Source organism: Colwellia piezophila ATCC BAA-637 (assembly GCF_000378625.1).
In the GTDB taxonomy this organism is placed as follows: Bacteria; Pseudomonadota; Gammaproteobacteria; order Enterobacterales; family Alteromonadaceae; genus Colwellia; species Colwellia piezophila.
Genome location: NZ_KB905161.1, coordinates 42114 through 57748 on the forward strand (window position 1 = coordinate 42114; position 15635 = coordinate 57748).

Consider the following 15635-nt stretch of genomic DNA (forward strand, 5'->3'; position numbering starts at 1 on the left):
GTTTATGCTTAAGAAAAACATGAGGGGGGTGAGATGGCTTTTATAACCGTTAACAATGCCGACAAAGTACAGGTAGAGATCTCAAGTAATTTACTTACTTGTTTACTCAATTCAGGTTTACTTCATTGTGGTGACTGTAAGTGTTTAAATGCAAATGCTAAAGCGGTCATTTGGCATAATTTACTTGCTAATAGCACCTATATTGATGGTAGTGATGGAGATAAAAAATTATGTGCCTAACCGCATCAAAAGAGTTCACTTATATGGATAAGTGGTGATACCAATTCCAATAAATTTCTTCCCACTCAGCGAGAGTTAAAAGGCTTAGAGGCAAGGCATTGATTGCAGATAATGGTTATTCAGGAGAATAAGCTCAGGATAATATGCTCCTGCATTATCTAATATGGAACTTCCTGTACCGTCTGCATTCTCTAAGAACACCATCCATGTAGCGTCCTTATCAAAAACAATAACGCAGCATATAAGGCTTTACCTTTTATTAGGTACTCGCCCTCCGGGAGCTTTCCAGCGATTCGATAACCGCACAGAATTCCTTTAATATAGAGTGACTATATGCAAAAAAATTCTATTTGTTCTCAAAACGCTGGCAAGCTCTGAGTGGGAACTAACTTAATGGACTTGGTATTAGTTATGTTGCTAACCACTTATAAGAACAATCCAAGTCCGGCTTAGCACAAACTATCAGCTTCTATTTGAATAAGTTGCTGCAGAACGATGATTTCGATTCCTGCGGTGTTATACGCTGTGATTATATCCCTATGCAACGCTATTGGCACTGGCATGCAGTAAGGGGGGAACTCATTAATAGCTGCTTTAGTCCTTTAGCACCTGCAGCCGCCAAGTAATATAGTCTTTAATATGTTGGTTCAGCATCTTCTTGCCTGTTAAGGCATATAATTGACAGACGGTGTCACTATCATGTTTTTGTATCAAGCGGGCAATAAGCACTAAAGACTGCTGAATTTGAGCTGTAGAGCAAGGTTTTTCATGAGTTAGCAGGTCATGTTTGAGCCATTGATACAGACTATAACAACAACTACTATATAAACGCTCTCCTCGTGCATACGCATGGACACTCTCGATATCAGTAGCAGACAACTCAGCGATAAATTCCTTAGCACTTTGTTGCAATAACAAATGCACAAGTTTACTGGTTAGCGTTTTATATTCTTCTAACAGTAAATAATCAAAGCTACGGTAAAAGTCCTTCTTAAATTGCCGCTGCCTTTGTTCTCCAATCTCATTTGTGCCTTTAATCACTAGAGCTGAATGCTCCCCACTGGCTTTATCTTTAGTAAAGCCTATACGCACCATAGTAAAACCGGCTTTAAACCAAAATGATAACAGCTGCTCATTAACACCAAAACTAGCGCCAACAAAATCAGCATTCTGCTTTATCGCTAGTTGCTGGATTTTATCTATAAAATGTAAGCCAATGCCTCGCTGTTGTATTTGTGGATGCACAGCAATGCGCATAATGCGTAAATAAGAATAATCAAATGCTTGTTCAAAGCCACAATGACTTAATAAGGATTGTGGCAAAAAGTGATTGCGCAAACGGCGTTGCGAATTTTTTATCGCCCTGACATCAGCCTCATTAACACCATAACGGTTGCCCTCATTCATTAACAAGGCAACAGCGATGACTTCGAGGTGATTGTTGTTTTTATAAAAAAGACCGGCCAGTTGTACCTGTGGGTTATCTAATAACAACTGCAAATCGCTCGGCTTGGTTTGATAATGTGCTGTCACCAAAATAGCAAAAACTTGCCTTAATAGCCTTTCATCCCCAACAAGATCTGTGGCGGTAATCACTTTAAAGACCGTGGCATTAATATTTAAGGTCGTTGCCGATGCACTACTTTTATCTTCCAGTAAATCACCTAATGTCGGTAACTCAGCATTTAACAAACAAGCATCAAATACTAGCTGCTCAAGAGGATCGTTTTCTCGCCAACGTACCGGTTGTTTAATATGTAAACTGCGCCACTGTGGGCATAACTTGCTCAGCGTGCGTTGAAACTTTAAGGTAAAGCCTCGCCCCGCCCCCTCATACCCATGGACAGTACTGGAGAAAACCATTCGGTGATAGCAGCTAAGTAATTTTTCAAGTAAATACACAGGAATAGCCGCCGCTTCATCAACCAAAACAAGATTAACTTTAACTGGCTGCTTTAACAGTTGATCAACGGCGATGAATTCAAGACAGGCTTTACCCAAAGTAAAAGTATTGCCTCGTTGCTCAGCACTAGGCAAGCTATGACTTAACTGTCTAAAGAAAACCGTCAAAGCTTGAATATCTGGTGCGGTAATAACAATGTTAAATACACCGTTTTCATTTGCTTGTAATAATTTCGCACAAGCAATAGCCAATGCTGATGATTTACCCCTGCCTCGATCCGCCGTTAAAACTAAGGGCCTGTTCCTATGACCGGTAACGACCTTAACAATGGCTTGTACCGCACTGTATTGCTCAGCACTAACGCAAGCCAAAGGAAAGTGTGGCATCACCCGCTCGGGCACGTTATCGGTAATACTAATTTTTGGCGACTGTGTTTGAGATTGGCAGATTACCGCATGAATAGGCATTGACTGGATTAATGAAAACAGCCGGCTCAAAAAAAGGCTTTCTTGGCTCTTAGTCTTTATTGACGGTATGATCAGGAAAAAAATACCGCCGGCAACTAGGGTTCCCGATAAGGCAGCAAACGCATCAATATTAAACTGGCTATCGGAAAAAATTATCAGCTGACTTTCACTACCTAACTTATCTCTGTAACGTTTTTTCTGCACAGTTGCTGGAAATACTTGGCTATCACCATAGATAAGACAATGGTCTCCGACCAAAGCTGTTTGAGCAAGGCCTTTAGGATCAGCGCCCAAACTAGCGTTCACCCCGTCAATAGATTGCAATAATGACCGCGCCCAAAGTTCACTTCCCGATAAAACTACAAGACGACGCTCATTTCGTAGTGATGCTTGCTTAGCGTATCCTTTAATCCAAGGAGTGAAGAGTTGAACTTGCATAGGTTATTAGCATCCTGAAATAAGCATTAAGGGAAATAACACCAAGTTTATCAAGTATTTTAAATAAAAAAATAAAAATTAACCTCGATTTTTTATACTTTTAACTCCTATACTGGATAAAATCATAAATGAACTATGGTTATTTTGTATAGTTTGATCTACGTCAATATAAGTAAACGAACAAGGGATTAAAATTAATCCTAAATATAGCTTACCTTAATCATAAACTTTCGAGAGCATTATGAATCAAGCAACATCTCCTGAACAACAAAAAAAGCATGAGCGAAATACCTTTATCTTTTTAGCGGTATTTCTAGCGCCAATTCTATCGGTAATTATTGTTGCAGGCTTTGGCTTTGCCGTATGGATCAGCCAGATATTTTTTGGTCCACCAAGCGCTTAGCCCCTTGTTCACTGAAAAGGCTAAAACTGTGGAACGCTTAGCAGACCCCTCAAGAAGACGTTTTTTTCGCGGCCGTGTTAAAACTAAACAAGAACTGCGCTTACCTTGGGTGATTAACGAGGCTGTTTTCACCTCAGGTTGCACACAATGCCAAGACTGCATTAGCAGTTGTGAAAGCAATATTATTGTTAAAGATGAAGATGGCTTTCCAAAGATCGATTTCAGCTTAGGTGAGTGTACCTTTTGTAATAAATGTATCGAAACCTGTGAACAACCACTTTTTTCAGGCTCTTTCACTGAAGAAAACATAATCAACAATAGCGAAAAAGCTTGGCCTGTCACATTAGAAATCAGTGATAAGTGTTTAGCTAAAAATAACATCTATTGTCAAAGTTGCCGTGATGAATGCGAAACCAGCGTAATTAAATTTAATTACCTCAATTCAAGCATTCCACAGCCAAGTTTAGATGACGTTGATTGTAGTCAGTGCGGTGCTTGTATCAGCGTTTGCCCGCAAAGCGCAATAGCATTCAAATTCGATCCAACAGTAAAATAACCTATATCACGAGTAATTATGACACAAAATAGCGACACTCGACCTTCTGAATACCATGTAGCCAGCTTAGTTGCCTCTTGTATATTGAAAGATGTTGAAGCGGTAAAAAAAGCAATTACTGAAGTTGATGACACCGAAATTCACGCGACCAGTGCAGAAGGAAAAATAGTTTTCACTATCGAAGGCACCAGTTATAAAGATATTGATAAAAAGATAGATATTATAAGAGTCCATACTGGCATCCTCAATTTATCACCGGTATATCATCAAGTCCTAGATGAAGACCAAGAGAGGAAGCTTGCAGAAAGTGATAAAGCCGATGCATTAAGCTATCAAATCAAATAATACCAGCAAATCAGTTTTATAAAAAATCATAGAAAATATAACCATTTATTTAAAATCGAATCAAAATAAGCAAAAGGAAGGTGACACGATGACATTTAATCGCCGAGAATTTATTAAAGCAAATGCAATTGCTGCAGCCGCAGCTGTTGCCGGGGTGTCTGTTCCTGCAATAGCCTCAAACTTAATTACCAGCTCTGATATTACCAAACTAAAGTGGGATAAAGCCCCTTGTCGTTTTTGTGGTACTGGCTGTAGTGTGAATGTTGGTGTGATGGATGGCAAAGTTGTTGCTACCCATGGCGATATCAAATCACCGGTAAATAAAGGCCTTAACTGTGTTAAAGGTTACTTCCTTTCAAAAATCATGTACGGCAAAGATAGATTAACAACGCCACTACTTCGTATGACCAACGGCAAGTACGATAAAGAAGGTGAATTTGCGCCAGTTTCTTGGGATCAAGCGTTTGATGTTATGGCTGAAAAAGCCAAAGAGACCTTAAAAAAGGATGGCCCAACAGCAGTTGGTATGTTTGGCTCAGGTCAATGGACTGTACAAGAAGGTTATGCTGCAGTTAAGTTAATGAAAGCAGGCTTTCGTTCAAACAACATAGACCCTAACGCTCGTCATTGTATGGCTTCAGCTGTAGGTGGTTTTATGCGTACCTTTGGCATCGACGAACCTATGGGTTGTTACGATGATTTAGAAGCTGCTGATGCCTTTGTATTATGGGGCTCAAACATGGCCGAAATGCATCCTATTTTATGGACACGTTTAACCGATCGCCGTTTAAGCTCACCTCATGTAAAAGTTGCCGTATTATCTACTTTTGAGCATAGAAGTTTTGATCTAGCGGATAATGGCATGATTTTCACGCCTCAAACTGATTTAGCTATTTTAAACTACATTGCCCATTATATTATTAGCACAGGCAGGGTTAACAAAGATTTTGTTAGCAAGCACACTAACTTTAGATTAGGTGAAACGGATATTGGTTATGGTTTACGTCCAGAACATCCATTAGAGCAAGCAGCTAAGAACAATGGCAAAACCGCCGGTAGTTCTACGCCTATTGATTTTGAAGAATATGCTAAATTTGTTAGTACTTACACGGTTGAATATACCTCAAAATTATCAGGTGTACCTGAGCATAAATTAGAAGCCTTAGCTGAGTTATATGCCGATCCAAAAATCAAAGTAACCTCTTTCTGGACTATGGGTTTTAACCAACATACCCGTGGAGTTTGGGCTAATAACTTAGTTTATAATATTCACTTATTAACCGGAAAAATTTCAACACCGGGTAACAGCCCGTTTTCATTAACTGGTCAACCTTCAGCTTGTGGTACGGCACGTGAAGTCGGAACATTCTCACACCGGTTACCGGCAGATATGGTGGTTACCAACCCTAAACATCGCGCCACCGCTGAAAAAATATGGGATTTACCTGAAGGCACTATTCCTGCTAAACCCGGCTACCACGCTGTTTTACAAAACCGTATGCTTAAAGACGGCAAACTAAATTTCTATTGGGTGCAGTGTAATAACAACATGCAAGCCGCTGCTAACATCAACGAAGAAGGTTATCCTGGTTACCGTAACCCTAAAAACTTTATTGTCGTTTCAGACCCGTACCCAACGGTTACCGCACAAGCAGCTGATTTAATTTTACCGACCGCTATGTGGGTAGAAAAAGAAGGAGTTTACGGCAACGCAGAGCGTCGTACTCAGTCTTGGTATCAAATGGTTGAAGCACCGACCGGCGCTAAATCAGATTTATGGCAGTTAGTTGAGTTTTCAAAACGTTTTGCCATTGAAGATGTTTGGCCAGAAGAGCTTATTGCTAAAAAACCAGACGTGCGCGGTAAAACTTTATATGACGTACTCTATAAAGATTCGTCTGTTGGTAAGTTCTCCCTTGATGAAGTTCCTGAAGATCGCTTAAATGACGAGTCTCGTCATTTTGGTTTCTATATCCAAAAAGGCTTATTTGAAGAATATGCAACCTTTGGTCGAGGTCATGCTCATGATTTAGCACCTTATGATAGATATCATAAAGAGCGTGGTTTACGCTGGCCGGTAGTTAACGGTAAAGAAACTAAATGGCGCTTTAAAGAGGGTTCTGATCCTTACGTTAAAGCGGGTAGTGGCTGGGATTTTTATGGTCACAAAGACGGTCGTGCAAGAATTTTTGCTCTCCCTTATGAGCCACCGGCAGAGTCACCCGATGAAGAATATGACTTATGGTTATCAACAGGTCGTGTTTTAGAACATTGGCATTCAGGTTCAATGACACAACGTGTTCCTGAGTTATATAAAGCTATGCCTGATGCCCTGGTTTATATGCATCCTGATGATGCTAAAAAACGCAACATGCGCCGTGGTGATTTAGTTAAGCTTATTTCTCGACGTGGTGAAGTACAAACCCGCGTAGAAACTAGAGGCCGTAACAAACCACCTATAGGTTTAGTGTATATGCCTTGGTTTGATGCCAGCCGTTTAGTTAACAAAGTCACTTTAGATGCCACAGATCCGTTATCGAAACAAACTGATTTCAAAAAATGTGCTATCAAAATTGTTAAAGTTTAGGAGTCTACAATGAAAAATTTTAACCTAGCAGTCATTGCCAGTTTATTGGTACTAGCAGTATCACCAATTATGTACTCGCTAAACGCCAATGCGGCGGATAAAGAAACGGTTAACTCTGTGGCTACACTCAGGGATGCTACCCCTATCGATGTGCAAAAAGAGCCTAACCGTATCCCTAAAGTAATCAATAAGGATATCAAAAAAGCACGTAATTATCCGATGCAGCCACCGGTTATCCCTCATACTACCCGCAGTTATGAGGTGAACAAATATAACAACAAGTGTATGTCATGTCATTCTCGTCAACGTACAGAGAAATCACAGGCACCTATGGTAAGTGTGACTCACTTTATGAATCGAGATGGTAATTTCTTAGCAGAAATATCACCGCGTCGTTACTTTTGTAACCAGTGTCATGTTACCCAACTTGATGCAGAGCCTTTAGTAGAAAATACCTTCATTGATATGCACAGCTTAATGAAACAAAAAACAGCTAACGCTAAAGAACACTAGGAGTAGCCATGAAAAAATTATTAATGCATATGAGTTTGGCAAAACACAAAATGTCATCAAATCAGACTAAAGAACACCAGGAGTAGCCATGAAAAAATTATTAATGCATACGAGCCTGGCAGAACAAAAAATGTCATCAAATCAGACTAAAGAACACCAGGAGTAGCCATGAAAAAATTATTAATGATTGGCTGGAAAACGCTCATGAAACCGAGTGGTTATTACAGCCTAGGAGCTTTGGTTATCGGTGGTTTTGTTGCGGGTGTTATTTTCTGGGGTGGTTTTAATACCGCGCTTGAATTTACTAATACTGAAGAGTTTTGTATTTCCTGTCATTCAATGGAAAGCAACTCCTATGAAGAGCTGAAAACCACTATCCATTTTAGCAACCGCTCAGGCGTGCGCGCTACTTGCCCTGATTGTCATGTGCCACATAAATGGACCAACAAAATAGCCGCTAAAATTCGCGCTTCAAAAGATGTATGGGGTTGGCTTTTTGGTACTGTTAATACTCGCGAGAAGTTCTTAGTACATCGAAGAAGTTTAGCCGAAAACGAGTGGCGTAGACTGAAAGCAAACGACTCTTTAGAGTGTCGTAACTGTCACAACTTTGATTATATGGACTTTACTGAGCAAAGTGACCGTGCTGCATATCAACACTCTACAGCCTTAGCCAGCGGTGAGAAAACCTGTATAGACTGTCATAAAGGTATTGCCCATCAATTACCCGATATGAAAGGTGTTGAAGGTTGGTAATCTCCTTATAAGCAGAATATCAATAATATAAATACAACCAGTGCTTGCCACTGGTTTTTTTATTGTCTAGCCGTTAAAACCTGCAGCCAAAAAAATTAAAAACCGCATGGTGGAATATTAACTCTCTACGGATAATTATCGCTAAGCCTAAGAAAACGCTATAAAAACAATAACCTTAAAATTAAATCAATATTTTCAATACCTTAACTTTATAAAGTTTTATTTTTAAGCTGGTGTACTATTTTTAGCGATTTATTATCAAACCTTATTGAAAATAGCTATTATCTTACCTATCTTAAACCCTACAGATAAAAATATTACGACCCATAATTATTAAAGGTAGAGCAATGGTAAGCGATATTGACGATAATTTTCTCGACCAAGAAAGTGCTAGTAACGAAAGTGATAGTAACTTAGATGAAAGTTATGATAATAATGCTCTAAAGGCAATATCACTGGCTGAAAAAAGTGCTCAAGAGCAAGCTCAAAAAAACCTATTAGCACGAAAACGCATTGATGAATTAAAAGAAAAAAAGCGCCTTAAAGACTTACTTGATGACAGTGAGGATTGGTAAGTCCGACATAATTAAAGCCCACAATCCTGTAACCTTGGTATACCCTTGATATAACTTTGCAATAACTTCATTTAGGCATAGAATAACCCTCTGTTTTCAATCTCATTTACTTTAAAATATTATGACGTTATTTGAAAAACTGCGCTGCCTATTGACCTTCGGTCAAGGCGTTGCATTATCACTTCCCGAAATATCTACCGACACAAGCCCTAGCCAATTATTTGAGCAATGGTTTACTGATGCCAAAAAGTCTGGAATATTACTGCCAGAAGCCATGTCTGTTAGTAGCTGCAACGCCGACGGTCAGCCAAGCTCACGTATGGTATTACTAAAAAACTATGATGAAGACGGTTTTGTATTTTTTACCAATTATGCTAGCCGGAAAAGCCATGAGCTTATTGAAAATGATAAGGTTGCCTTACTATTTCATTGGAACGTACTACAAAGACAAATTCGTATTGAAGGAACGGTGGAAAAAGTATCAGAGCAAGAATCCGCTGACTATTTTCATAGCCGTGATAGAGGCAGCCAAATAGGCGCTTGGGCCTCTAAGCAAAGTCAGAAACTCAAATATGATGATGAGCTTAAAGAGCGTATGAGTCATTACCAGAACAAGTTTTCAAAGGGCGAAGTTCCGTACCCTGAATTTTGGGGTGGATGGCGCGTTAAACCCCATGCCATTGAATTTTGGCAAGGCCGAGCCAATCGTTTACATGATAGAATATGTTTTGAAAAACAGAATGAACTATGGACACAACATAAGTTACACCCCTAAGGGATAATAAATACTCAGGGGGGCAATATTTAAATCCCCCCACGTTTTGTGATAATACGGCTAAGACTTAGGTGTTGGGATCAGACTAGGTTTTTTGCATTGTGGTCTATTACCCGTTTGATAATATTTCATCGACACCGGTAAATGTGCGGTTAATTGTTTAATACGCGTTTCATTAGATGGATGGGTTGACATAAATTCAGCTGGAGCATCTTTACTCAGTTTCGCCATATTTTGCCAAAGTTTAATGCTGGCACTCGGTTCAAAGCCCGAACGAGCCATTAGGTCTTGGCCAACGATATCCGCTTCACTTTCATGAGCTCGACCATATGGCATGATCACGCCGTATTGTAACCCGACACCTAGCCCAGCCATCCATAAACCTTTATTCTCTACATCTGTCATAGCAACAGCTGTTGTTGCCGCGGCCATGCCCATATTTTTCAGTTTGTTAGCTGATAACCGTTCATTAGAGTGATGCTCGATAACATGACCAACTTCATGGCCAATAATAGCGCCTAATTGATCTTGGTTTTCAGTAACTTTTAAAATGCCCGTATAAACACCAATTTTACCGCCTGGTAAGGCAAAGGCATTCACTTGTGGGGAATCGAAAACAACAACCTCCCAATTACCTTTATGAACGGATTTAGGTACGTTTTTGGTAATGGCGTTGGCAACACATTGCACAAAGTCGTTGATTGCCTTATCTGTACTAATCGGGGTTTTCGTTTTCATCTCTTCGAATGAAGCAGCCCCCATTTTATCAAGCTCGCTATCTGAAAATAGCATCACTTGTGTGCGACCAGTGCTCGAACTTGTACAGGCAGTAAGCGCAATTAATGCGCTAAGCATAATGAGGGGACGTTTCATGGCTGACTTAATTAATCCTTAAATGATAAGTGGGCCTATATTATGATGATGACTAACAAGATGCTAGTCGGTTACACTTTTTAGTTATTATAATCACCGCAACTTTTTAATAGAGTAATACCCGTATCATTAAGTTTGTGATCTTGTTGTGCATAGGGATAATACATCAGGGCAAGGCGCTCGATTGAGCAATAGCTGGCTATTGGGATTGAGATCAACGCAGACATGACGTATTTCACCCCCACAAGTGGGCAATAATTTAAGGAGATTGGTATCAATAATCAGACATAAAAAAACCGAGCAAGGCTCGGTTTTTAATCAGTGTAATTTGTTAGGGTACTTTAGCAGCTTAACCCACTAGCGCCAATAACACCCCAGCGGCAACAGCAGAGCCTAGCACACCCGCCACATTAGGCCCCATAGCATGCATAAGTAAGAAGTTATGCGGATTAGCTTCTAAGCCAACCTTATTTGCCACACGTGCTGCCATAGGTACGGCAGAGACACCAGCAGCGCCAATAAGTGGATTAATAGGGATTTTAGAGAACTTATTCATGGTTTTTGCCATGATTACCCCTGAAGCAGTACCAATGGAGAAAGCCACTGCGCCTAACCCTAAAATACCTAAGGTTTCGACATTTAAGAATGCTTCAGCACTTAACTTGGAACCAACACCTAGACCTAAGAATATAGTGGTAATATTAATAAGCTCATTTTGCGCGGTGGAACTTAAACGATCAACCACACCCGACTCTCGCATTAAGTTTCCTAAACAAAACATACCGACCAAGGGTGTTGCTGCAGGTAAAAAGAAAATAGTCATTAACAAGACACCTAATGGAAAAATAATTTTTTCTATTTTAGTGACTGATCTGAGTTGCGCCATTTCAATTTTACGTTCATCTAACGTGGTTAATGCTCTCATGATTGGCGGTTGGATAATGGGTACCAAAGCCATATAAGAATAAGCGGCTACCGCAATTGCGCCTAATAAATCAGGTGCTAATTTTGAAGCAAGAAATATTGCCGTTGGCCCATCTGCGCCACCAATAATGGCAATAGCTGAAGCATCTTTAAGGGTAAACTCTATACCTGGGACGTAGTTTAGTGCGATGGCGCCAAACAAGGTAGCAAAAATACCGAACTGCGCTGCTGCGCCTAAAAGCAAGGTTTTAGGATTAGCGATCAGGGCACCAAAGTCCGTCATCGCACCAACACCCATAAAGATAATGAGTGGGAAAATTCCCGTATCAATACCGGCATAGTAGATATAATGCAATAAACCACCGACTTCTGAAAAGCCTGATACTGGGATATTGGTTAAAATAGCACCAAAGCCCATTGGTAATAATAATAATGGCTCAAAGTTTCGCGCAATAGCTAAATAAAGCAGGCCGCAGCCCACTAACATCATCACTACTTGCCCTATCTCAAAATTTGCTAAGCCAGTTGAAAGCCATAATTTAGTTAATGAATCCATGATAACTCCTATGAAAAACTAAGCAAGGCATCACCAACGGCAACTGAGTCACCTTCTTTGGTAAATAACGAGACAATTTCCCCGGCAGTTACTGCGCGAATCTCAGTTTCCATTTTCATTGCTTCCATAATAATCACGACTTCATCCGCTTCCACATGGTCGCCTTCTCTAACCAAAACTTTAAAGATATTACCCGCTAATGGTGCGTTTAATGTCTCTTCAGCAGAAATTGAAGCGGATTGTTTCATGGCATCATCACCGGCAGGATGCGTTATCGCATCGATAGAACCGCCCGGTGCAACTACAACATCGTAAACCTTGCCATCAACACTAACCGCATAGTTTTCAGGTGGGGTCGCTGAGTTTGCTTCATTGACTACCTTACTTGCTTTATTTGCTTTAGTCGGGATGGGTTCAAAAGCCGCAGGGTTGTTTCGATTTTCTAAGAATTTCAACCCAATTTGAGGGAATAAAGCATAGGTTAATACATCGTCAATACTTTCATCGGCTAGCTTGATATTTTTTTCTTTTGCTAAGATTTGTAGTTCTTCAGTAAGCTTATCAATCTCAGGGTTTAACAAGTCCGCAGGACGACAGGTAATGACTTCTTTACCATTTAAAACACGTGCTTGTAGTTCCGCATCAACTGGGGCCGCTGTAGCGCCGTATTCACCTTTTAACACCCCTGCAGTTTCTTTTGTTATAGATTTATAACGCTCACCCGTTAATATATTGAGAACTGCTTGCGTACCAACAATTTGAGAAGTTGGTGTAACTAATGGGATATAACCTAAGTCTTTACGAACTTTTGGTATCTCAATTAATACTTCATCAAACTTATCTGCTGCGCCTTGTTCTTTTAACTGGTTTTCCATATTTGTTAACATGCCACCAGGTACTTGCGCTGTTAATATGCGGGCATCAACACCTTTTAAGCTGCCTTCAAATTCGGCATATTTCTCTCTAACATCACGAAAATATGCCGCCACCTCGGCCATTTTTTCAATGTTGAGTCCAGAAGCCCTTGGAGTGCCTTCGACTATCGCGGCAATGGTTTCCGTGGGTGAATGGCCGTAAGTCATACTCATTGACGAGATGGAAGTGTCGATAACATCAATATCGCAATCAATAGCTTTCATTTGTGTGGCAACACTTAAGCCTGTTGTCGCATGGCAATGCAAAGCGATAGGCAAAGCAACAGTTTCTTTTAATTTACCAATCAACTCAGCGGCATCGTATGGCTTTAACAAGCCTGACATATCTTTAATACACAGAGAGTGTGCGCCCATATCTTCAATCTGTTTGGCCATCGTTAACCAACCTTGGAGATTATGGACCGGGCTTTCGGTATAACTCAATGTACCCTGGGCATGAGCACCTACCTTAACGGCGGCTTTAATTGAGGTTTGAAGGTTGCGGACATCATTCATCGCATCAAAAATACGAAAAACATCAACACCATTAATGTGAGCACGCTCAACAAATTTTTCTACCACATCATCAGCATAATGGCGGTAGCCAAGAATATTTTGACCACGGAATAACATTTGCTGTTTGGTGTTAGGCATCGCCTTTTTAAGGGCACGAATTCTCTCCCACGGATCTTCACCGAGGTAACGGATACATGAATCAAACGTAGCACCGCCCCAAGATTCAATGGACCAATAGCCAACCTCATCAAGTGTTGCAGCAATAGGCAGCATGTCTGCTAATCGAAGCCTAGTGGCCAGAATTGATTGATGTCCGTCTCTTAAGACAACTTCGGTGATACCTAATGGCTTAGTCATGTTTATGCCCTTTTAGCAAAATTTTTAATTATATTGGTGAAGCAAAATTTCAATTTTTATCAAGTTTATTTGTCTTTGCCATGCTGAGTGCGATAACGTTTCACCGCGCCACTAATGGCCGCAACAACAGCAGGTGATATCTCACCGTGAGGTTTAGAATGGCTTTTACTTTTCCGATTAGTACGTGATAGCGGTGCGACAATAGGGTCTGGAAACTTGATCGCCAATCTTGCCAGTACGGTATTAATAAAAATAATTAGCATGCTTAAAAATACAAATACAAAAACCATACCTGCTAACATTAAAGTGCCCGCTTCAAAAAACTGCTGTTGCATATTGTCCATAATTTATTCTCGTTCAAATTCATTGTAACTTCTTGTAATTAGAATAATCACTCCAATAACTAAAAAGCAAACACTTTCCACGAGTTTCACAAAAATAAACTACCGTCAAGACCCAAATCGGTAAATATTCAGCTAAAAAACCATTATATTCACACTATTTTGTATACATTAAATATTGTATACAACATCAAGGCTATGAATACAGAGTATCAGCAAAAGATAAGCGACAACTTTATACAATATACAACGGCAATTAAAACATTCATGATTCTCAATTTTTATGTATATTTATACCAAAGCCTAGGTAATAGAATACCAAATATACAATAATTTATGTAAGACCTTAGCCATAGATTTTTCCCACCCCATAGTCATTCAATAACCCATAACCTAGATAACGCCACTTAAAGTGTACGACAACAAGACAAGCACTCCCCTCAGCACAATAGTGAACTTATCCTTGATAAATGGCGTATCCATTAAGGTGAAGTTTGTCGGTTATATTTAACAGCCAACAAGAATCGAATCTTTTTTTTAAGATAGTGAGGGCTAGCTCATAGTAGTAGCTGTTATCTTCAACGAGGCCTATTCAGAGCATTCTCAGCGCCCCTTACTAGCTTTGAGTATATGACAGGCACAAAGGAGAGTATTTCATCGTAGGGCGCTTTCTATTTAACATAAGGCTACCTGCTGAGCTGGAATTATCTTGTTAAATTTTATTACTACTCTAAAACGAAAAAAGCCCTACCTATTAAGGTAGGCTTGGTATGTGGTGGGCGTAACAGGGGTCGAACCTGAGACCGTTTTACTTAATAAGGATAATCTTCGTAGGCCGCTCTCTATATAACGCTTTCTATATAACATAAGGCTGAGCTCAGCTGCATTTATCTTGCTACATTTTATCCTGACGCTAAAACGAAAAAGCCCGACCTAATTAGATGGGGCTTTCGATGTGGTGGGCGCGGCAGACATCTACCTACAAGAGAAACCTGCGACCGAAAGGGATTCAGTTTCGTAGCCAGCTTTCTATATAGATAAGCCTATCCAGCTGAGCTACACACACCACATACTTTAATTAATTTGTAGATATCCAGAAACGAAAAAGCCCCACCTAATTAGATGGGGCTTTCGATGTGGTGGGCGCGGCAGGAGTCGAACCTGCGACCGCCTGGTTCGTAGCCAGGTACTCTATCCAGCTGAGCTACGCGCCCAAAATAAACTATTTTTAATATCTTAGTCTAAAGATAGCGAACTTTCGTTCTACACAACCATTATTTATCCTAAGAAGAATAATGGCGGAGAGGGAGGGATTCGAACCCTCGATCCGGCTACAAACCAGATACTCCCTTAGCAGGGGAGCGCCTTCGGCCACTCGGCCACCTCTCCAATAGGTACAAATAATGAGGAAATCTAAAAAATATCTTTATAAAACCTCAAAACAGCAACTCTTCATTATTTTACCACTTGAAAGAAGTGGTGGGCGCGGCAGGAGTCGAAGCCTTTGCTTGAACAGCGCTTGGTTCGTATTCCTACAAAAACATCCATCTTCATTATTTTACCACTTGAAAGAAGTGGTGGGCGCGGCAGGAGTCG

The 15635-nt window shown here is 40.3% G+C and carries 15 protein-coding genes and 2 tRNA genes; 10 read left to right on the forward strand and 7 right to left on the reverse strand.

Going from position 1 to position 15635, the window contains the following annotated elements; translation table 11 throughout:
- Window positions 1-33 precede the first annotated feature (33 nt).
- The gene (locus F580_RS0103540; RefSeq protein ID WP_019026315.1) at window positions 34-240 is read left to right on the forward strand and encodes a hypothetical protein; all 207 of its coding nucleotides are present in this window, start codon (window positions 34-36) and stop codon (window positions 238-240) included.
- 594 nt (window positions 241-834) lie between these two features.
- Here the strand turns inward: F580_RS0103540 and F580_RS0103545 are convergent.
- Window positions 835-3048 (reverse strand): tRNA(Met) cytidine acetyltransferase TmcA, encoded by a 2214-nt coding sequence (locus F580_RS0103545; RefSeq protein WP_019026316.1) that lies wholly within the window; start codon window positions 3046-3048, stop codon window positions 835-837.
- A gap of 241 nt (window positions 3049-3289) precedes the next feature.
- Between F580_RS0103545 and napE the strand changes: the two genes are divergently transcribed.
- The 8 genes from napE to pdxH all read left to right on the forward strand — a co-directional run bounded on the left by napE (window position 3290) and on the right by pdxH (window position 9558).
- A complete protein-coding gene (napE, locus tag F580_RS0103550; protein ID WP_011041898.1) occupies window positions 3290-3451 on the forward strand; it encodes a periplasmic nitrate reductase, NapE protein in 162 nt (53 codons plus the stop codon).
- A 28-nt stretch (window positions 3452-3479) separates the two neighbouring features.
- Window positions 3480-4007 carry a ferredoxin-type protein NapF gene (napF, locus tag F580_RS0103555; protein ID WP_019026317.1) on the forward strand — a complete coding sequence of 176 codons (528 nt, stop codon included), beginning with the start codon at window positions 3480-3482 and terminating at the stop codon, window positions 4005-4007.
- A gap of 18 nt (window positions 4008-4025) precedes the next feature.
- Window positions 4026-4352 carry a chaperone NapD gene (locus F580_RS23905; RefSeq protein WP_019026318.1) on the forward strand — a complete coding sequence of 109 codons (327 nt, stop codon included), beginning with the start codon at window positions 4026-4028 and terminating at the stop codon, window positions 4350-4352.
- Between the two features lie 88 nt (window positions 4353-4440).
- On the forward strand, window positions 4441-6939 hold the full coding sequence (gene napA / locus F580_RS0103565; RefSeq protein ID WP_019026319.1) for a nitrate reductase catalytic subunit NapA: 2499 nt from the start codon (window positions 4441-4443) through the stop codon (window positions 6937-6939).
- A gap of 9 nt (window positions 6940-6948) precedes the next feature.
- Window positions 6949-7452 carry a nitrate reductase cytochrome c-type subunit gene (locus F580_RS0103570; RefSeq protein ID WP_019026320.1) on the forward strand — a complete coding sequence of 168 codons (504 nt, stop codon included), beginning with the start codon at window positions 6949-6951 and terminating at the stop codon, window positions 7450-7452.
- A gap of 168 nt (window positions 7453-7620) precedes the next feature.
- Window positions 7621-8208, forward strand: a complete 588-nt coding sequence (locus F580_RS0103575; protein WP_019026321.1) for a NapC/NirT family cytochrome c — start codon at window positions 7621-7623, stop codon at window positions 8206-8208.
- A 347-nt stretch (window positions 8209-8555) separates the two neighbouring features.
- Complete coding sequence (locus tag F580_RS0103580; protein WP_019026322.1) at window positions 8556-8783, forward strand: PA3496 family putative envelope integrity protein; 228 nt, start codon at window positions 8556-8558, stop codon at window positions 8781-8783.
- Between the two features lie 121 nt (window positions 8784-8904).
- Entirely contained in the window at window positions 8905-9558 is a 654-nt protein-coding gene (gene pdxH, locus F580_RS0103585; RefSeq protein ID WP_019026323.1) for a pyridoxamine 5'-phosphate oxidase, read from the forward strand.
- 60 nt (window positions 9559-9618) lie between these two features.
- Here pdxH and F580_RS0103590 read toward each other — a convergent pair whose 3' ends face one another.
- From F580_RS0103590 to F580_RS0103615, 6 genes are all read right to left on the reverse strand, one after another.
- Window positions 9619-10431: a M48 family metallopeptidase gene (locus F580_RS0103590; RefSeq protein ID WP_026301225.1), complete on the reverse strand. Its 813-nt coding sequence runs from the start codon at window positions 10429-10431 to the stop codon at window positions 9619-9621.
- A gap of 349 nt (window positions 10432-10780) precedes the next feature.
- Entirely contained in the window at window positions 10781-11911 is a 1131-nt protein-coding gene (locus F580_RS0103595) for a sodium ion-translocating decarboxylase subunit beta (RefSeq protein ID WP_019026325.1), read from the reverse strand.
- A gap of 8 nt (window positions 11912-11919) precedes the next feature.
- Window positions 11920-13698, reverse strand: coding sequence for a sodium-extruding oxaloacetate decarboxylase subunit alpha (oadA, locus tag F580_RS0103600; protein ID WP_019026326.1), 1779 nt, complete (start codon window positions 13696-13698; stop codon window positions 11920-11922).
- A 65-nt stretch (window positions 13699-13763) separates the two neighbouring features.
- On the reverse strand, window positions 13764-14042 hold the full coding sequence (locus F580_RS0103605) for an OadG family protein (RefSeq protein WP_019026327.1): 279 nt from the start codon (window positions 14040-14042) through the stop codon (window positions 13764-13766).
- 1134 nt (window positions 14043-15176) lie between these two features.
- Window positions 15177-15253 (reverse strand) — tRNA-Arg (locus tag F580_RS0103610).
- A gap of 82 nt (window positions 15254-15335) precedes the next feature.
- Window positions 15336-15428 (reverse strand) — tRNA-Ser (locus tag F580_RS0103615).
- Window positions 15429-15442: 14 nt separating this feature from the next.
- Here F580_RS0103615 and F580_RS26675 point away from each other — a divergent pair.
- Window positions 15443-15635 (forward strand): hypothetical protein (locus F580_RS26675; RefSeq protein WP_211215605.1); only part of this gene is annotated, 193 nt, incomplete at its 3' end.